This window comes from Streptosporangium carneum, assembly GCF_027922005.1.
Lineage (GTDB): Bacteria > Actinomycetota > Actinomycetes > Streptosporangiales > Streptosporangiaceae > Streptosporangium > Streptosporangium carneum.
This window is the reverse complement of sequence record NZ_BSEV01000001.1, coordinates 1,078,658-1,095,459: the sequence shown is the minus strand read 5'-3', so window position 1 is coordinate 1,095,459 and position 16,802 is coordinate 1,078,658. Positions and strand designations below refer to the sequence as shown.

19 protein-coding genes are annotated in these 16,802 nt (G+C 71.3%); 9 read left to right on the top strand and 10 right to left on the bottom strand.

All coding sequences use genetic code 11. The annotated features are described in order from the left end of the window. Nucleotides 1–238: 238 nt before the first annotated feature. The 4 genes from nhaA to PKF00_RS05390 are packed head-to-tail and all read left to right on the top strand — an operon-like array spanning nucleotide 239 to nucleotide 3,373. Complete coding sequence (gene nhaA / locus PKF00_RS05405; protein WP_271216213.1) at nucleotides 239–1,465, top strand: Na+/H+ antiporter NhaA; 1,227 nt, start codon at nucleotides 239–241, stop codon at nucleotides 1,463–1,465. Nucleotides 1,466–1,491: 26 nt separating this feature from the next. Then, nucleotides 1,492–1,983, top strand: a complete 492-nt coding sequence (locus PKF00_RS05400) for a phage holin family protein (protein ID WP_271216212.1) — start codon at nucleotides 1,492–1,494, stop codon at nucleotides 1,981–1,983. Beyond that, nucleotides 1,980–2,903: an alpha/beta fold hydrolase gene (locus tag PKF00_RS05395; RefSeq protein WP_271216211.1), complete on the top strand. Its 924-nt coding sequence runs from the start codon at nucleotides 1,980–1,982 to the stop codon at nucleotides 2,901–2,903. Before PKF00_RS05400 ends, PKF00_RS05395 begins: the two co-directional genes overlap by 4 nt. Next, nucleotides 2,900–3,373 (top strand): DUF309 domain-containing protein, encoded by a 474-nt coding sequence (locus tag PKF00_RS05390; RefSeq protein ID WP_271216210.1) that lies wholly within the window; start codon nucleotides 2,900–2,902, stop codon nucleotides 3,371–3,373. Before PKF00_RS05395 ends, PKF00_RS05390 begins: the two co-directional genes overlap by 4 nt. 39 nt (nucleotides 3,374–3,412) lie before the next feature. On the opposite strand, the gene PKF00_RS05385 is transcribed toward PKF00_RS05390, so the two are convergent. Further along, nucleotides 3,413–4,612, bottom strand: a complete 1,200-nt coding sequence (locus tag PKF00_RS05385; protein ID WP_271216209.1) for a MarP family serine protease — start codon at nucleotides 4,610–4,612, stop codon at nucleotides 3,413–3,415. 72 nt (nucleotides 4,613–4,684) lie between these two features. Between PKF00_RS05385 and PKF00_RS05380 the strand changes: the two genes are divergently transcribed. Beyond that, the gene (locus PKF00_RS05380; RefSeq protein WP_271216208.1) at nucleotides 4,685–5,218 is read left to right on the top strand and encodes a HEAT repeat domain-containing protein; all 534 of its coding nucleotides are present in this window, start codon (nucleotides 4,685–4,687) and stop codon (nucleotides 5,216–5,218) included. 149 nt (nucleotides 5,219–5,367) lie between these two features. Here PKF00_RS05380 and PKF00_RS05375 read toward each other — a convergent pair whose 3' ends face one another. From PKF00_RS05375 to PKF00_RS05360, 4 genes are all read right to left on the bottom strand, one after another. Then, the gene (locus PKF00_RS05375) at nucleotides 5,368–6,009 is read right to left on the bottom strand and encodes an NUDIX hydrolase (RefSeq protein ID WP_271216207.1); all 642 of its coding nucleotides are present in this window, start codon (nucleotides 6,007–6,009) and stop codon (nucleotides 5,368–5,370) included. Between the two features lie 106 nt (nucleotides 6,010–6,115). Then, the gene (gene nth, locus PKF00_RS05370) at nucleotides 6,116–6,859 is read right to left on the bottom strand and encodes an endonuclease III (protein WP_271216206.1); all 744 of its coding nucleotides are present in this window, start codon (nucleotides 6,857–6,859) and stop codon (nucleotides 6,116–6,118) included. Nucleotides 6,860–6,952: 93 nt separating this feature from the next. Beyond that, nucleotides 6,953–8,032: a DmpA family aminopeptidase gene (locus PKF00_RS05365; protein ID WP_271216205.1), complete on the bottom strand. Its 1,080-nt coding sequence runs from the start codon at nucleotides 8,030–8,032 to the stop codon at nucleotides 6,953–6,955. After that, nucleotides 8,029–8,655 (bottom strand): TetR/AcrR family transcriptional regulator, encoded by a 627-nt coding sequence (locus tag PKF00_RS05360; RefSeq protein ID WP_271216204.1) that lies wholly within the window; start codon nucleotides 8,653–8,655, stop codon nucleotides 8,029–8,031. The genes PKF00_RS05365 and PKF00_RS05360 overlap by 4 nt, the downstream gene beginning before the upstream one ends. Nucleotides 8,656–8,792: 137 nt before the next feature. Between PKF00_RS05360 and PKF00_RS05355 the strand changes: the two genes are divergently transcribed. Together PKF00_RS05355 and PKF00_RS05350 are read left to right on the top strand one after the other, a co-directional pair. After that, a complete protein-coding gene (locus PKF00_RS05355; RefSeq protein ID WP_271216203.1) occupies nucleotides 8,793–10,211 on the top strand; it encodes an APC family permease in 1,419 nt (472 codons plus the stop codon). A gap of 347 nt (nucleotides 10,212–10,558) precedes the next feature. Then, nucleotides 10,559–11,239: a Crp/Fnr family transcriptional regulator gene (locus PKF00_RS05350; RefSeq protein ID WP_012887240.1), complete on the top strand. Its 681-nt coding sequence runs from the start codon at nucleotides 10,559–10,561 to the stop codon at nucleotides 11,237–11,239. A gap of 26 nt (nucleotides 11,240–11,265) precedes the next feature. Here the strand turns inward: PKF00_RS05350 and PKF00_RS05345 are convergent, their stop codons facing one another. From PKF00_RS05345 to sp36, 4 genes are all read right to left on the bottom strand, one after another. After that, on the bottom strand, nucleotides 11,266–12,072 hold the full coding sequence (locus PKF00_RS05345) for an MBL fold metallo-hydrolase (protein ID WP_271216202.1): 807 nt from the start codon (nucleotides 12,070–12,072) through the stop codon (nucleotides 11,266–11,268). A gap of 73 nt (nucleotides 12,073–12,145) precedes the next feature. After that, nucleotides 12,146–12,991, bottom strand: a complete 846-nt coding sequence (locus tag PKF00_RS05340; protein ID WP_271216201.1) for an NUDIX hydrolase — start codon at nucleotides 12,989–12,991, stop codon at nucleotides 12,146–12,148. Nucleotides 12,992–13,083: 92 nt separating this feature from the next. Continuing rightward, complete coding sequence (locus tag PKF00_RS05335) at nucleotides 13,084–13,542, bottom strand: RidA family protein (RefSeq protein WP_271216200.1); 459 nt, start codon at nucleotides 13,540–13,542, stop codon at nucleotides 13,084–13,086. 11 nt (nucleotides 13,543–13,553) lie between these two features. Further along, nucleotides 13,554–13,709 (bottom strand): Sp36 family protein, encoded by a 156-nt coding sequence (gene sp36, locus PKF00_RS05330; protein ID WP_012887236.1) that lies wholly within the window; start codon nucleotides 13,707–13,709, stop codon nucleotides 13,554–13,556. A 253-nt stretch (nucleotides 13,710–13,962) separates the two neighbouring features. Between sp36 and bagA the strand changes: the two genes are divergently transcribed. Together bagA and bagB are read left to right on the top strand one after the other, a co-directional pair. Then, complete coding sequence (gene bagA / locus PKF00_RS05325; RefSeq protein WP_271216199.1) at nucleotides 13,963–14,967, top strand: ATPase BagA; 1,005 nt, start codon at nucleotides 13,963–13,965, stop codon at nucleotides 14,965–14,967. Further along, a complete protein-coding gene (gene bagB / locus PKF00_RS05320) occupies nucleotides 14,964–16,118 on the top strand; it encodes an ATPase BagB (protein WP_271216198.1) in 1,155 nt (384 codons plus the stop codon). The genes bagA and bagB overlap by 4 nt, the downstream gene beginning before the upstream one ends. A gap of 211 nt (nucleotides 16,119–16,329) precedes the next feature. Here the strand turns inward: bagB and PKF00_RS05315 are convergent, their stop codons facing one another. Next, nucleotides 16,330–16,626 (bottom strand): WhiB family transcriptional regulator, encoded by a 297-nt coding sequence (locus tag PKF00_RS05315; protein WP_012887233.1) that lies wholly within the window; start codon nucleotides 16,624–16,626, stop codon nucleotides 16,330–16,332. Nucleotides 16,627–16,802: the final 176 nt, after the last annotated feature.

Sequence of the window (16,802 nt, the reverse complement as noted above, 5' to 3'; positions counted from 1 at the left end):
GGTCTGCGGCCCTCGAAGACGCCGCCCACAAGGCACAGGCTCTCCGGGGGCGCGGCCGCTCGCCGTGCCGGCGCGATGGACGACCCGCCCCGCCCCGCCCGCAGCCGGTGGGTGAAGGGGCGGTCCGGGGGTGCCGGAAATCTCTTCTGGCAGCCTTCGGTAGGCTGGCGACCAGGTGTGCCGGGAAGTCTGGTCGGCCAGGGAGGGAATCAGCCCTGCCTGCATTCCCGGAGGTCGTATGCGCCGCGTCGTGGAGATCTGGCCCTTCAGGGCAACCGTCCGATACTCCCGCGAGCTCGCCGAGGCGTTGCGGACGGAGACCGTCGGCGGCATCGTCATGCTGTTCGCCACGCTCGCCGCGCTGATCTGGGCGAACGTGTCGTTCGCCTCCTACGAGGCCCTGCGCACCGCGACGTTCGGCCCCGCCTTCCTCCATCTCGACCTCGAACTCCGCCAGTGGGCCCAGAACGGCCTGCTCACGATCTTCTTCTTCGTGGCGGGAATCGAGGTGAAGGAGGAGTTCGTCCACGGCGAGCTGGCCAACCTCCGCAAGGCCGCGCTGCCCGTTCTCGCCTCGATCTGCGGCATGGTCGTGCCCGCCCTGGTCTATCTCCTGGTGAGCTGGGGCGCGCCGGAGGCCGGGCGGGGCTGGGCCATTCCCACCGCGACCGACATCGCCTTCGCCCTGGCGGTGCTGGCCGTGACGGCCAGCGCGATGCCCGCCGCCCTGCGCGCCTTCCTGCTCACGTGCGCCGTGGTCGACGACCTCGGCGCGATCGGCGTCATCGCCGTCTTCTTCACCGAGCACCTGAACCTCCTGGCCCTGGCCGCCGGAGCCGTCGCCATCGCCCTGTACGGCCTGCTGCAGGCCAGGCGGGTCCGCGGCCTGTGGGCGTACCTGCCGCTCGCCCTCCTCGCCTGGTATTTCGTCGAGATCAGCGGTGTTCACGCGACCGTCGCCGGGGTAGCCCTCGGCTTGATGACCCGCGTGCACAGCGGCCCCGGCGAGGAACGCTCCCCCGCCGAACTGGCCGACCACCGTCTGCGCCCCCTGTCGGCGGGTTTCGTCGTGCCCGTGTTCGCCTTCCTGTCCGCCGGGGTCGTGCTCGACGCGGAGGGGCTCGGCGCGATCTTCGACGACCGGGTGGTGCTCGGCGTGGTCGCGGGGCTGGTGGTGGGCAAGTTCCTCGGCGTCTTCGGCGGGGCGTGGCTGGCCGTACGGCTCGGCTTGGCGAGACTGTCGGAGGAGTTGCACTGGCGGGACATGGCGGCCGTCTCGATACTGGCGGGGATCGGGTTCACCGTGTCCCTGCTCATCGGCGGCCTGGCCTACGGGCACGATCCGGAACGGACGAACGCGGTGACCACCGGCGTGCTCGTGGCGAGCCTGGTGTCCTCGGTGCTCGCGGCGATCCTGCTCCGGGTGCGCGTGCGCAACCACGTCAGCGCACAGGATGATGTTTGACACCGGTGCTCGATAGGAGTTCGTTCATGACACACAGTCCGTCGGCGGAGCCGCAGTCCGCCGAGTCTCAGGAGGAGTCGCTGGGCGCGCTGGTCGCCAACGCGACCGACCACATCTCCACCCTGGTGCGCGCCGAGATCGAGCTGGCCAAGGCGGAGCTCAGGTTCGACGCGAAACGGGTGGGCGTGGCCGCCGGGCTCTTCGGGGCCGCCGCGTTCATCGCCCACCTGTGCCTGATCCTGGCCTCGTTCGCCATCGCGTACGGGCTGGTCGCCCTGGGTGTGTGGACGTGGCTGGCCTTCGCGGTCGTCACGGCGTTCTACCTGGTCGTCGCCGCCCTGCTGGTCCTGTTCGGGGTGCGCAGGCTCAAGGGCCTGACCGGGATGAAGAGGACCGTGCGTTCGCTCAAGCACCTCAAGAGCGGGGAGACCGAGGCCGGCGTCGCGCCCGCGGTCCCCGCCCCGCCGACCGCGGGTCAGGTCGGCACGCACCGCGAACCGGTGAGACCGGGCCAGTGAGCCACCCCGACGAGTCCCTGGTCAGGATCGAGGGTCCGTGGACCCATCGCTCCGTCCACGCGGGCGGCACCCGCTTCCACGTGGTCGAGGCCGGTGAGGGCCCGCTCGTGCTGCTGCTGCACGGGTTCCCCCAGTTCTGGTGGACCTGGCGTCACCAGCTCGTCTCGCTTCCCGCCGCGGGTTACCGCGCCGTCGCCGTCGACCTGCGGGGCTACGGCGCCAGCGACAAGCCGCCGCGCGGCTACGACCTGCCGACGCTGGCGGGTGACGCGGCCGGACTGGTCAGGGCGCTCGGCGAGAGCGGCGCGATCGTCGTCGGCCACGACTGGGGCGGGCTGCTCGCCTGGACCATGGCCGTGCGGGATCCCAAGGCGGTCCTGCGACTGGTCCCGGTGTCGGCCCCGCACCCGCTCAGGCTCCGCTCCTCGCTGCTGTCCGACCCGTTCGGCCAGTTCAGGGCGAGCGCGTACGCCCTGGGCTTCCAGCTGCCCTTCCTGCCCGAGTGGCGGCTGACCGCCAAGGAGGGCGCCCGGATCGGGCGGATGCTCGAGGAGTGGTCGGGGCCCGGCTGGCCGCAGGAGGAGGTCGCGCGAACCTACCGCGACGTGTTCCGCATCCCCACCGTCTCCCACTGCGCGCTGGAGTACCACCGCTGGTTCGCCCGCTCGCAGCTGCGCCCCGACGGCCTCCGGTACGCCAGGACCATGCGGGGGGAGATCCACGCGCCCACGCTGCAGCTGCACGGCGCGCTCGACGGGCACACCCTGCCCCGCACCGCGCAGGGGTCCAGCCGCTACGTGACCGGTTCCTACCGCTGGCGGCTCATCGAGGACGCGGGACACTTCCCCCACGAGGAGCGCCCCGAGGAGTTCGACGCCGAGCTCGTCTCCTGGCTGGCCGACCCGGAGCCTGACCAGTGACGTCGCGCGACGGAGGGGAAGGCCCCCGCAGGGACCGTGACCCGGCGGGACGGCCCCGCAACCGCCGCCCCAGGGACGCCTTCGGACGCCCGCTGCCGCACGGGGCGCAGGGGGTGGAACGCGTCCCTGACGACTACGCCCCCGACGCGGAGGAGGCGCTCTCCGAGGCACGCAGGCTGCTCGGCGAAGGCAGGCCCTTCCACGCCCACGAGGTGCTCGAGGGCCGGTGGAAGAACTCCCCCGAGGAGGAGCGCGAGCTGTGGCAGGGGCTGGCGCAGATCTGCGTCGGGCTCACCCATCTCCAGCGGGGCAACCGTCGTGGGGCCTCGGCGCTGTTCGCCAGGGGAGCCGACAGGATCTCCTCGTACGGCGCGCCGTACGAGGAGATCGCCAGGACGGCACGCGAGCTGGACTCCCTGGAGGATCCGTCCCCGGAACAGGCCGTCGCCAGGATCAGGAACCTGCTCTGAAACGTCCGGAAGCCCTCGGCCTCTCCGGACCGCCCGCTCCTAGCCGTTCTGGTTGCACTCCTGGGTGCTGACGCGGTTGAACAGCTTGGAGCCGTCCTCGGCGTCCGGCGACACCTCGGCGGCGGTCAGCACGAAACCGGTCTCCTGCTGGTCGAGGGCTGCCGCGAAGACGACACCGTAGACCCGGCCGTCCGTGGTCAGCAGCGGCCCGCCCGAGTTGCCCTGCTTGACCAGGCCGCGGATGGAGTAGACGTCGCGGACGACGGTCTTGCGCTCGTAGATGTCGGGGCCCTTGGCCCTCTGCTGCACCCGGATGCGGGCCTCCTGGAGGGTGAAGCCCTGGCCGTGCGGGAAGCCCGCGATGATGGCGTCGTCGCCCTTCTTCGCCGTGCCGTCGAAGCGCAGGACCGGCATGTTCAGGCCGGGGACGTAGAGGACCGCGATGTCCCTGTCGGGGTTGTAGAGGACGACCCGGGCCGGGTGGACGTTGTTGAGGTAGTCGGTGACCTCCAGCTCCCGGTCGACCCCGGCGACCACGTGGGCGTTCGTCATGATCTTGTTCTGGGAGAAGACGAAGCCGGTGCCCTCGATGTGCCTGCGGCAGCTGGACGCGACGCCCTGGACCTTGACGATGCCCCGGCGGGCCCGCTTGAGCTGCGGGGCCTTGGCCACGCTCTGGTCGGGCGGGTCGACCTCGACGAACTGAGCGCCTCCGATGGCGTCGAACACCTTCGGGAAGCCCGAGGTGTCGATGAAGTCCTTGAAGGGTTTCTGGAACTCCTTGGCCGCCGACGGCAGCGCCTGGTCGATGGTGCTGATCAGCAGCGACTTGTTGACCTGTTCGCTGAGCACGGTGAACTGGGACGAGGCGATCAGCGAGCCGATCAGCCAGGCGATGACCAGCACGGAGAAGGCGCTGGCGAAGGTGCCGCCGACCGCGTCGACCACCTTGGCGGGCTCCCAGGTGACGTGGCTGCGGACCACCGCGCCGATCGTCGAGGACGCGAACTGCCCGATCGTCGCGGCGAGGAAGACGATGACGATGGCGAGCAGCGCCCGCTCGGTCTCGCCGTCGACCACGGCCCCGGCGATCGGGGGGGCGATGAACATGCCCAGCACCCCGCCGCCGACGAATCCGACAAAGCTCAGAGCCCCGATGATGAACCCCTGACGGTATCCCGACACCGCGAAGGCCACCATCAGGGCGATCAGGATGAGGTCGAGGAGATCACCACTCACCCCTTTACGGTATCCAGCCACCGGCCCGCGCGTGCACCCCTTGTGGGAGGTCCCTACGGTTATCGTGGCCACATGGCAACGATCGGGGGGTCGCCGGCTGTGGAAACGCTCATCGAGACCGCGCTGCGGGACCGGGACCAGGACGGCACGATCCGCTGGAACGCGATCGCCATGCTGCACGAACGCGGCGACCTGGAGACCTTCACCGCCGCCAGACGGCTGTGCGCGGGAGAGACGGCCGCGGAGCGGATGCTCGGGGTGGACATCATCGGCAGGCTGCCGTTCGTCGACCGGAGCCTGCCCGTGCTGCGGTTCCTGGCGGCCAGCGAGGACGACTGCATGGTGCTCTACTCGGTGCTGATCGCCTTCGGCCACCTCAGGGACCGCCGCGCGCTGCCCTCGGTCGTCGCCCTGGGCGAGCACGCGGACCCCAGGGTGAGGTACGGCGCGGCCTACGCGCTGCCGAACATCATCGGCAGCCCGCCCGACCCCGCGGGCCTGATCGCCCTGGAGCGGCTGACCCAGGACCCCGACGACGACGTGGCCGAGTGGGCCCGCCTCGGGCTGGCCCTGTCGACGGGACGCGAGATCGAGGAAATCGGGTAAGGCGCCCTGCCCCGCCCCTCACCCGTCCGCGTCGGCTCTCGCCTGTCCTGCCCGCCCCGCCGCTCACACGCCCGCGTGGCTCACACTCGCCCGCGCTCACACGCCCCTGTCCTGCTCTCCCCGCCTCTTTCCCGGCCTCAGCGGGAGGCTCAGCGGGAGGCGAGGTTGACGACGTGCGGGGGCAGGTCCTCCACCCGTGACCGGTCCCAGGGAAGCTCGAAGCCCGAGCCCGCGAGCACCCTGTCGAGCACTCCCGCGGTGAAGCCCCACACCAGCAGCCCGCGCACCCGGAACGCGGGCCCGGCGGAGCCGCCGGGGTGACGCAGGCTGAGGCGGTTGGCCGGGTCGACGAGCTCGGAGATCGGGACCCGCTCGACCGACTCGACCTCGTCGGGCGAGGCGGCGTGCACCGCGCTGGGCGTGTGCCACCAGCCGAGCACCGGGGTGACCCGGTTGTCACTGCGCCAGACGTACAGCTCGGGCATGGTGCCGACCACGTGGACGCCCGCCGGGTCGACGCCGGTCTCCTCCTCGGCCTCGCGCAGCGCGGCGGCGATCGGGCCGCCGTCCTCGGGGTCGACCCCGCCGCCGGGGAAGGCGGGCTGCCCCGCGTGTCTGCGTCCTCGGGAACTGCGCTGGATCAGGAGCACGTCGGGGCCGAGCGGTCCCTCTCCGAACAGCATGAGCACGGCGGCCGGGCGGCCGCCGACCTCGGGCGGGCGCAGGGCCAGGGGGACGGGTGTCCTCGCGACCCGCTCGGCCAGCGTCTCCAACCATCCGGGCACTTCCACGGGCACACCTCCGGTCTCTGCAACACGACGCCCCGTCCCGCGCTTCCCGGTCACGGGAGGCTTTCCTCACGGCTCACATCAGGCGGAAGGGCCTGAACGGCTCACATCAGGCGGGAGGACCTGAGCGCACCAGTTTGGCGGCCTGGACGGGGTCCGTCGGGCCGATGCCGTACGAGGGGCAGAGGTCGGCGAGGGGGCACGCGCCGCAGGCGGGTTTGCGGGCGTGGCACCTGCGGCGGCCGTGCCAGATGAGGCGGTGGGACGCCATCGTCCAGTCGCGTCTGGGGATGAGCGCGCCGACGATGTGCTCGATCTTGACCGGGTCGGTCTCCTGGGTCCACCCGAACCGCTGGACGAGCCGCTGGAAGTGGGTGTCCACGGTGATTCCCGGCACCCCGAAGGCGTTGCCCAGCACCACGTTGGCGGTCTTGCGGCCCACGCCGGGCAACGTGACCAGGTCGTTCAGGGTCGCGGGCACCTGTCCGCCGAACCGGTCCCGCAGGGCGGTCGCCAGGCCGAGCAGGGACCTGGCCTTGGCCCGGTAGAACCCGGTCGACCTGATCAGCGTCTCCAGCTCCTCCGGGTTGGCGACGGCCATGTCCTCGGGCGTGGGATACCTGGCGAAGAGGGCGGGGGTGGTCAGGTTGACCCGGACGTCGGTGGTCTGCGCCGACAGCACCGTGGCGACCAGCAGCTGGAAGGAGTCCTGGAAGTCCAGCTCGCAGTGGGCGTCGGGGTAGAGCTCGGCGAGGATCCGGTCCATCCGCCGTGCCCGCCGCACCAGCCCCAGCTGGGTCTCCGGCTTCCTCCTGCGCGGCTGCCCCGGCGCCGCCGTGTTCGTGGTCGCCATGCCGCAAGCGTAGGGCCTCCGAGGGCTCGGCGAGCGGTGTCCGGCGCGCCCGCCGGACACCGACCGGCGTGTTGCAGGTGTCCTGTGGCCGGTTCAGGGGCGTTTCACCAGGTCGAGGAGGCGGGAGACGGGCAGGCCCGGAGAGCGGCGGCCGTCGCGGCCGATCATGGTCTCCGCGGCGAGGAGGGCGTTGAGCACGGCCTCCTCGACGGCGTGGACCACGGCCTCGAAGAAGTCGTCCAGGCGGCTCCAGGGAACAAAACGCAGCTGTTCGTAGCCGGGTTCGCCGTCGGGGAAGCCCATGGTCAGCGCGCCGGGGTTGCCGGTGGAGAAGGCCAGGAAGATGTCGCCGGAGAAGTGCGACCCGGTGGTCCCCGTGCGGGCGAGGCCGAGCGGGACGCGGCGGGCCAGCGCCGTGCACTGCAGCGGCAGCAGCGGCGCGTCGGTGGCGATGACGGCGATGACGGAGCCCGCCCCCGCGGGTGTCCTCCAGGCGCCGCCCTCCATGGGGTTGTCGTCGGCGAGCGCCGGGCCGACGGGCACGCCGCAGACGGTGAGCTCCTTGCGGGAGCCGAAGTTGGCCTGGACGAACGCCCCCACCGTGTAGGTGTCGGGCCCGTACTCGACCAGCCGGGAGGAGGTGCCGCTGCCGCCCTTGAAGCCGTAGCAGTTCATCCCGGTGCCTCCGCCGACGGAGCCTTCGGCGACGGGACCGGGCCTGGCGGCGTCGATGGCCGCCATCGCGTGTGAGGGCTGGACGTGGGGGCCGTTGATGTCGTTGAGGTAGCCGTCCCAGGTCTCGGCGACCACCGGGAGCAGCCACTGCTCCGCGACCGCCGGTTTCTCCCTGGCGACCCAGTCGATCACGCCGCGGTGGCAGGGGCCGACGGCGTGGGTGTTGGTGATGAGCACGGGAAGCCTGAGGGAGCCGGTCTCGCTGAGCCAGGACGTGCCCGTCATCTCGCCGTTGCCGTTGAGCGAGAACCACCCCGCCGCGCACGGCACGTCGAAGTCCTCGCGGCCTCGCGGCAGGAGCGCGGTGACGCCGGTGCGGACGGCCTCCCCCTCGACCAGGGTGGTGTAGCCGACCTCGACCCCCGGCACGTCGGTGATGGCGTTGTCTGGTCCGGTACGGCCGGGCAGCGGCAGGCCGAGTTCGCGCGCGCGGGTCATCGTTCCTCTGATCCTTCCAGGTTTTCCAGGTCGCAGCCGGTCACGTCGGAGGCGTGGGCGAACAGGAGGCGTTCGGCCTGCCGGGTGTCGATGGTGGGCACCGCCTGGGTGATGTGGAGCCCGAGACCGTCCTCGAGCATGACGAGGTTGCGGGCGAGGACGGTGGCCTCGCGGGTCAGCGTGAACACCCCGGCCGCCGCCCCCGCCTCCAGGACGGCCGCGTACAGGGCGACCTGCCGCTCGCACAGGCGGATGTGCTGGGCCGAGTAGGCGGGGTCCCTGCGGGCGTACGTGCCGAGCTCGTAGAGCAGCACGCACAGCTCGTCGTCGCTGCCGGTCGGCAGACCCGCGCGGATCATCCCGATCAGGCGGCGTCTGGGGTCGGGCTCGGCCATGGCGGCCCTCTCCCTGTCGACGCAGAACCGCTCGACCGCCTCGCGCTGCACCTCGCGCAGCAGGTCGGTCAGCGCGGGGAAGTAGTAGAGCACCGACCCCGTCGACATGTCCGCCTGCTCGGCCACGTCCCGCAGGCGCAGGTCGAGGACGCCGCGCCGCAGGACCGCCTGGCGGGCCGCCTCGATGAGCTCGGCGCGTTTCTCATGTGCTCGGCTGGGTCGTGCCATGCCGGTGATTCTCTATACATCAGTCAGAAAACGCAACCGGGGTCAGCGAAACGCATCTTTTACAGGCGGGTGTATTGACGCACCTCCCCTCATAGTTCTTTGATGCGTCATCAAGGAACCACGCCTAAGGAGGCGCCGTGACCCCCCATGACACGAGCCCGTCCCCATCTGTCCCCACGGCGGAGGCCGCCCACCCCCACCTGCATCGGGGCCTGAAGCTCCTGGGCACCCTGTTCATCACCCTGTCGGCGATCTCACCCGCCTCGTCGGTGTTCATCATCGCGCCGGGCGTCATCGGCCAGGCGGGCTCGGGGGCGTTCACGGCCTTCCTGGTCGCGGGCGTGGTGGGAATCCTCATGGCCTTCGTCTACGCGGAGCTCGGCTCGGCCTACCCGCTCAGCGGAGGCGAGTACGCGATCGTCGCCCGCACCTTCGGCCGCCTGCCGGGATTCGTCGTCCTCGGCCTGTTCATGGTCACCCAGTTGCTCATCATCGCGGTGATCGCGCTCGGCGTCGGCACCTACCTGGCGGTGCTCTTCCCCGGTCTGCACGCCCCGACCGTCGCGGCCGTGACCACCGTCGTCGCCACCGTGCTGGCCGTCTTCGACATCAAGCTCAACGCCTGGGTCACCGGGATCTTCCTGGCCATCGAGATGATCGCCCTGGTCGTGGTGAGCGCGCTGGGCTTCCTGAACCCCCAGCGCTCCCTCGCCGACCTCGTGCTGCACCCGGTGGCCGCCGGACAGGACGGCACGGTCGTCGCGGCCTCCGTCGGGGTGATCGGGGCGGCGACCGCCGTCGCGCTCTTCGCGTACAACGGGTACGGCGCCGCGGTGTATCTCGGCGAGGAGACCCAGGACGCCCACCGGGGCATCGCCAAGACCATCCTGTGGGCCCTGGGCATCACCGTCGCCGCCGAGCTGATCCCGGTGACCGCCGTGCTCATGGGGTCGCCCTCGCTCCCCGACCTCTTCGGCGCGGGCAACATGATGGAGTACTTCATCACCGCCCGCGCCGGGTCGACGCTGAACAACGTCCTCAGCCTCATCGTCGCCCTGGCCATCTTCAACGCGGTCCTCGCCATCATCCTCGTCACCGCCCGCATGATCTTCAGCACGGGCCGCGACAGCACCTGGCCGTCCCCGGTGAGCCGGGCGCTCGCCTCGATCCACCCTCGCTACGGCAGCCCGTGGATCGCCACCATCGGAGCCGGGGTCATCGGGGCCGGGTTCTGCTACGCCGACGAGCAGTTCCTGCTGGTCGTCACCGCCACCACGATCATCGCCGTCTACGCCGCGCTCTGCGTCTCGACCATCACGGGACGCCGCAACGGCTCGACGGGGCACGCCGCCTACCGCATGCCGTGGTTCCCCGTCGCGCCGATCCTGGCCCTGGCGGCCATCGGCTACGTCGTCTACCGCAACTTCCTCGACCCCGAGGTCGGACGGCCCAGCCTCTACATCACCGTCGGCATCGCCGTCGTCTTCGCCGCCTACTACCTGCTCGTCCTGCGCCGTCGCGGTGCCTGGGAACTCCGCGGCGCGGCCGACGACTGACGGCGCCCGGCTCACGGCTCACGGCTCACGGCTCACGGCGGAGAAGGACCGGAGAAGGACCGCAAGAAGGACCGTAAAGGACAGAGAGGCAGAGAAAGGACGCAGGAAGAGGGTCGGCGCCTGTCCCCGCACGCGAGAGGCGCCGACATCGGGTGCACCATGTGCATCCGGGTAGGTTTCGGGAAGAATGCGGCTTGTGATCCGAGTGCGACGGACCTTGGAAAGCCGGGACCCACCGGCGGAGGCGAGGTCGCGGAGCCCCGGACGGCCTACGCCCATGGGCCACCTGAGAGCGGCTCGGTGGGATAGGTCACAATGACTGCGTGAGCCGTGAAACAGGAGGCACAGTGAACACCGACGACGTGCTGGGCAAAGCGCCTCTGTTCTCGGCGCTCGACCGCGAGGGCGCCGCCGCGCTGCGCACGAGTGTCTCGGAGGTCGAGCTGTCCAAGGGACAGACGTTGTTCAGCGAGAACGAGACCGGAGACCGCCTCTACGTGGTCCTCGAAGGCAAGATCAAACTTTCCAGGACCGCTCCGGACGGGCGGGAGAACCTGCTCAGCGTGCTCGGCCCCGGTGAGATGTTCGGCGAGCTCTCGCTGTTCGACCCCCGCCCGCGTACGGCCTCCGCCACCGCGCTGACCGACGTCCGCCTGGCGGGGCTCGGCCACGACGACCTCCGCCCCTGGCTGACGGGTCGCCCCGAGGTCGCCCTGCACCTGCTGCGCGCCCTGGCCCAGCGGCTGCGCCGTACCAACGACGTGCTGGCCGACCTGGTCTTCACCGACGTCCCCGGACGGGTCGCCAAGGCCCTGCTCGACCTGGCGGAGCGCTTCGGCCAGCGGATCGACGACGGCGTCCGGGTCCACCACGACCTCACGCAGGAGGAGCTGGCCCAGCTGGTCGGGGCCTCGCGGGAGACCGTGAACAAGGCCCTGGCCGACTTCGCCCAGCGCGGCTGGCTGCGCATCGAGGCCAAGGCCGTGGTCATCATGGACCTGGAGCGCCTGCACAACCGCTCGCGCTGACACGGGACGGCGGGCAGGGGCCCGCCTCACCCGTCGAGGCCACCGAGGCCGTCGAGGTAGGAGAGCTGGGCCCGGACCGACATCTCCGCGGCGGGCCAGAGCGACCTGTCGACGTCCGCGTAGACGACCTCGACGACCTCCTTCGCCGTCGTGGCCCCCTGCGCCCGCGCCCGCCGGATCTGGTCGAGCCGTTGCCTGCGGTGCGCGATGTAGCCGTCGAGCGCGCCGATCGGGTCGGGCAGCACCGGGCCGTGCCCGGGCAGCAGCGCACGCGCGCCCACCTGGTCGACCGTGGCCCGCAGGCGGTCCAGCGACCGCAGGTAGTCTCCCAGGTCCCCGTCGGGGGCGATCACGGTCGTGCCCCTGCCGAGCACGGTGTCACCGGTGAGCACGGCCCCGTCCTCGGGCAACCAGAAGCACAGCGAGTCGAACGAGTGGCCGGGCGTGCCGACGACGTGCAGGTCGAGGCCGTCGACCGTGAGCACGTCGCCGTCGGCCAGCCCCTCCTCGCCCAGCCTGTGGCGGGGGTCCAGCGCCCTGACGGGCGCGCCGACCAGCTCGGCGAACCTCCCCGCGCCGCCGCTGTGGTCCTCGTGGCCGTGGGTGAGCAGGATCGCCGTCACCCTGCGCCCCTCAAGATGGCCTGCGACCCGCCGCAGGTGGGACTCGTCGTCCGGTCCCGGATCGACGACCAGCACGTCCTCTCCGTCGCCGATCACCCAGGTGTTGGTGCCGTCCAACGTCATGGCGGACGGGTTGGGGGCGAGCAGGTTGAGCGCGTGGGCGGTCCCCGAACCGTCGGGGCCGTCGAGAGGAATCCGCAGCCCGCTCATCCGGCCTCCCCTCCGAACCGCTCGCGGCCCGCGTTCCCGGACGTGACGACGTCCTCGGGACGGCCTCGCCCGCTCACCGGGCACCGGACCCGTAGTCGTTGTCGTCGTCGAGCACGATGCGCATCTCTCCGTCCACCTCCGCGATGCCGGGCATGAAGGTGACGATCTCACGCTCGGTCGCGAGGACGTCGGCCACGGTCCGGTGAGCGGCCATCTCGCCGAGCGTGCGGCGGGTCGGGGACATCAGCAGGATCCGCCCCCGCCTCGACTGCTCCAGGGCGTCGGCCGGCCGTACCCAGACGACCTGGTCGGCCTCCCCGCCGACGTCGCGGGTGCGCTGGCCGGGCGGGAGCGCCGCGACGAAGAACCGGGTGTCGAAGCGCTTGGTCTCCGCCTCGGGGGTGATCCAGTGACCCCAGGGACGCAGCAGGTCGGCGCGGAGGACCAGGGAGCGCTTCGCCAGGAAGTCGGCGAACGACAGGCTCCTGTCGATCAGGGCGAGCCGGTCGGCCTCCCAGTCGTCGCCGGTGGTGTCGGCGACCACGGCGTCGCCGGACGGCCCGGCGAGCAGCACGCCCGACTCCTCGAACGTCTCCCGCACCGCGGCGCAGACCAGGCCGCGCGCGGTCCCCTCGGAGGCGCGGAAGACCCGCCCCCACTCCGCCGGCGCGGGGCCCGCCCAGGCGACCGCGTGGTCGGCGTCACGGGGGTCGACGGAGCCGCCGGGGAAGACGTAGGCCCCGGCGGCGAAGGCCATGCTCGCCCTGCGCCTCAGCAGGTAGACCTCGACCCCCGAGCCGCCGCCCTCACGGAGGAGGACCACCGTCGCGGCATCACGGGCCGGAACGGGGTCGACCCGCCCGGCCAGGATGTCGCGCGCGCGCTCGCCGATCTCACCGCGAAGCGGAATGCCGCCCATTCACCCCTCCACCCGAACAACGCTCGGTTTCGGAGTCCATGATGTGGCACGGCTCCCGCGACGGACAACGGCCCCCCTCCATGGAGGAGTCGTCAGCGGACCTCGGCGATCAGCTCGACCTCGACAGGCGCGTCCAGCGGGAGGACGGCGACGCCGACCGCGCTGCGGGCGTGCTTGCCCGCCTCCCCCAGGACCTCGGTGAGCAGCTCGCTGGCTCCGTTGACCACCTGCGGCTGGCCGCTGAACCCGGGGTCGCTGGCCACGAAGCCGACGACCTTGACGATCCTCACGATGCCGGACAGGTCGCCGATCACCGACCCGACCGCCGCGAGGGCGTTGAGCGCGCAGGTCCTGGCGAGCTCACGGGCCTCCTCCGGGGTCACCTCCGCGCCGACCTTGCCGGTCGCCGCGAGTTTGCCGTCGATCATCGGGAGCTGTCCCGAGGTGTAGACGTAGTCGCCGGAGCGGACCGCGGGGACGTAGGACGCCAGCGGCGTCACCACCTCGGGGAGCGTCAGGCCGAGCTCGGCCAGCCTCTCCTCGGGCGTCACGGCTCCCGGCGTCACTGCTTCGGCCGCTTCAGGTAGGCGACCAGCTGCTCGGGGTTCGGCCCCGGCACGACCTGGACGAGCTCCCAGCCGTCCTGGCCCCAGTTGTCGAGAATCTGCTTGGTCGCGTGGACCAGCAGAGGCACCGTTGAGTACTCCCATTTCGTCATGTGGGACACATTAGCGAGAGCCGTCGCGGCAGGCGGGAACGCGCTGTTCCATTGACTGTTCCACAGCGGGAACAGTGTGAGAATCGGCATACTCCGCTCCCGTTCCCCGCCGCCCCGCCGGACGCCGGAGTGGACGGGACCTCGTCTCTCTCCGCGAGGGGAGCGCCTCGGCGGCGCGCCGGGCGATGCCCGCTGGTTTCGCGGTGGACGGTCCCGGCCAATCGCCAGATGTCCGTTGGGTAGCCTTCGAAGCGTGAGAGCTCGCGACACCGACTGGGACGGCGTACGCCTCCACGTCGTCACCGGTAAGGGCGGCACAGGGAAAACCACCGTGGCCGCCGCCCTCGCCCTCGCTCTCGCCTCGGGCGGGCGCAAGGTCCTGCTGGTCGAGGTCGAGGGCAGGCAGGGAATCGCGCAGGTCTTCGACCTGCCGCCGTTGCCGTACGAGGAGCGCAAGATCGCCGTCGCGCCCGACGGCGGAGACGTGTACGCGCTGGCCGTCGACCCCGAGGAGGCCATGCTCGAATACCTCGAGATGTTCTACGGCATGCGCAGGGCGGGCAAGGCCCTCACCAAGATCGGCGTCGTCGACTTCGCGACCACCATCGCCCCCGGCTTCCGCGACGTCCTGGTCACCGGCAAGACGAGCGAGGCCGTGCGGCGCAAGGGCAAGGACGGCAGGCGGATCTACGACGCGGTCGTGCTCGACGCGCCGCCGACGGGCCGGGTCGCCCGTTTTCTCAACGTCACCAGCGAGGTGGCGGGGCTCGCCAGGGTCGGGCCGATCAAGAACCACGCCGACCTGGTGAACGGCGTCGTGGCCTCCCCCGAGACGGCGGTGCACTTCGTCACGCTCCTGGAGGAGATGCCGGTGCAGGAGACCCTCGACGGGCTCGACGAGCTGCGGGAGGCGGGCCTCCCGCCCGGAGGGATCTTCACGAACATGGTCAGGGAGTCGCTGCTCCCCGCGTCGGTCCTCGAGGCGGCCGCGAAGGGCCGGTTCGATCCGGCGGAGCTCGCGCTCGGACTGAAGGCCGCGGGGCTCGCGGAGGGCGGTTCCGACGCCGCCGCCGTGGCCGAGGCCCTGGCCGAGGAGATCGCCGAGCACGCCCGCCGCACCAGGCTCGAACGCCGCGAGCGGCGGTCGCTGGACACCTCGGGCAGGCCCCGCTACGAGTTGCCGCTGCTGGCCGACGGGGTCGACCTGGCGGGGCTGTACGAACTGGCCGAATCGATCCACGCGCAGGGAGCGGCATGAGCGAGCGGGAGCGATCCGGCAGGCACAGGACCGCTCCGGTCCTCGACCTGGACGCGATCATCGACGACCCCGGCACCAGGATCGTGGTCTGCTGCGGCTCGGGAGGCGTCGGCAAGACCACGACGGCGGCGGCGCTGGGGCTGCGCGCGGCCGAGCGCGGCCGTAACGCCGTGGTGCTCACCGTGGACCCCGCACGGCGGCTCGCCCAGTCCATGGGGCTCACCGAGCTCGACAACACCCCGCGACCCGTCGCGGGCGTGGAGGGCGAGGGCAGGCTGCACGCCATGATGCTCGACATGAAGCGCACCTTCGACGAGATCATCGAGGCGCACGCGGACCCCGAACGAGCCCGCCAAATCCTGACAAATCCCTTTTATCAGTCTCTGTCGTCCAGCTTCTCCGGCACGCAGGAGTACATGGCGATGGAGAAGCTCGGCCAGCTCCGCCGCGCCGGCGACTGGGACCTGATCATCGTCGACACCCCGCCGTCCCGTTCCGCGCTCGACTTCCTGGACGCGCCGGAACGCCTCGGCCGCTTCCTCGACGGCAGGCTCATCAGGCTGCTCATGGCTCCGGCGAAGGCGGGAGGACGCAGCGCGTTCAAGCTGCTCAACGCCGGGTTCGGCATCGTCGCCGGAGCCCTGACCAAGCTGCTGGGCGCGCAGGTGCTCAAGGACCTGCAGACGTTCGTCTCCGCGCTGGACGCCGTCTTCGGCGGGTTCAGGGCCAGGGCCGAGCAGACCTACAAGCTCCTGCAGGCCCCGGGAACGGCCTTCGTCGTCGTGGCCGCCCCCGAACGCGACGCCATGCGCGAGGCCTCCTACTTCGTGGAGAGGCTCGCCGAGGAGCGCATGCCCCTGGCCGGGCTCGTGGTCAACCGGGTGCACCGCGCACCGGCCGCCGTGCTGTCGGCCGCGCGCAGCACCGCCGCCGCGGAGGACCTGGAGTCACGGGGCGAGCACGAGCTCACCTCCGCCGTCCTGCGCCTGCACGCGGGACGGATGCAGCTGGCCGCCCGCGAGCACCGCGAGCAGGAGCACTTCGTCTCCGCGCACCCGACGGTTCCCGTCGCCCAGGTTCCCGCCATGTCCGAGGACGTGCACGACCTGGAGGGCCTGCGCCGGGTCGGCGAGCTGCTGGCCGCCCAGTGACCGTCCGCGGCGGCGGGCCGCCGGGAGCGTCAGGACTTCAGGGACGGTCGCGCCGGTGATCGTCACCCTGTGCCGGTGATCGTCACCCTGTGGGGGACGCACACGACGCCGGGTGGAACGCCTCCGGCCGCCCGCGGATTCGCGAGCGTGACCGGCGGCGGATGTGCGTGTACGGCTGGCTCCGTTGCCAGCCGTACCGATCGGCGTGAACTCAGCCTGCGATCAGCTCGTTCGTTCGCTCGTATTCCTCTTTGGCCAACTCCAGCAGGTCTCGCCAGGAGTCGACGTCCGGTCGCCGGCGCAGCAGCGCACGACGTTCGCGCTCGGTCATCCCGCCCCACACCCCGAACTCGATGCGGTTGTCCAGCGCATCGGCGAGGCACTCGGTCCGGACCGGGCATCCTCGGCAGATCAGCTTTGCTCGGTTCTGGGCAGCGCCCTGAACGAACAGCGCGTCAGGATCCGCACCCTTACAGGCCGCACGGGAGGTCCAATCCGTGATCCACATTCGACCCCACTCCCCTTAGGTGGTCAGTCGTGACTTGGGGCCGACGGGCGCGGGCGTCGAGCCTCCGTATTCAGTTGCCGCAGAAAGAGAACGTACGCAATCAGACGTTCAGGCCGACAGACCCCGGCGGGACCAATTTCTCGCATGGTCATCGTCGGCCATGTGGCCGGGAATGA

Excerpts from the sequence above, each read along its gene's own strand:
- bagB (WP_271216198.1), top strand. The coding sequence starts at position 14,964 with ATGAGCGAGCGGGAGCGATCCGGCAGGCACAGGACCGCTCCGGTCCTC.
- PKF00_RS05365 (WP_271216205.1), bottom strand. The coding sequence starts at position 8,032 with ATGACCCGCGCGCGCGAACTCGGCCTGCCGCTGCCCGGCCGTACCGGA.
- PKF00_RS05340 (WP_271216201.1), bottom strand. The coding sequence starts at position 12,991 with ATGGGCGGCATTCCGCTTCGCGGTGAGATCGGCGAGCGCGCGCGCGAC.
- nhaA (WP_271216213.1), top strand. The coding sequence starts at position 239 with ATGCGCCGCGTCGTGGAGATCTGGCCCTTCAGGGCAACCGTCCGATAC.
- nth (WP_271216206.1), bottom strand. The coding sequence starts at position 6,859 with ATGGCGACCACGAACACGGCGGCGCCGGGGCAGCCGCGCAGGAGGAAG.
- PKF00_RS05380 (WP_271216208.1), top strand. The coding sequence starts at position 4,685 with ATGGCAACGATCGGGGGGTCGCCGGCTGTGGAAACGCTCATCGAGACC.
- PKF00_RS05400 (WP_271216212.1), top strand. The coding sequence starts at position 1,492 with ATGACACACAGTCCGTCGGCGGAGCCGCAGTCCGCCGAGTCTCAGGAG.
- PKF00_RS05360 (WP_271216204.1), bottom strand. The coding sequence starts at position 8,655 with ATGGCACGACCCAGCCGAGCACATGAGAAACGCGCCGAGCTCATCGAG.
- PKF00_RS05345 (WP_271216202.1), bottom strand. The coding sequence starts at position 12,072 with ATGAGCGGGCTGCGGATTCCTCTCGACGGCCCCGACGGTTCGGGGACC.
- PKF00_RS05315 (WP_012887233.1), bottom strand. The coding sequence starts at position 16,626 with ATGTGGATCACGGATTGGACCTCCCGTGCGGCCTGTAAGGGTGCGGAT.
- sp36 (WP_012887236.1), bottom strand. The coding sequence starts at position 13,709 with ATGACGAAATGGGAGTACTCAACGGTGCCTCTGCTGGTCCACGCGACC.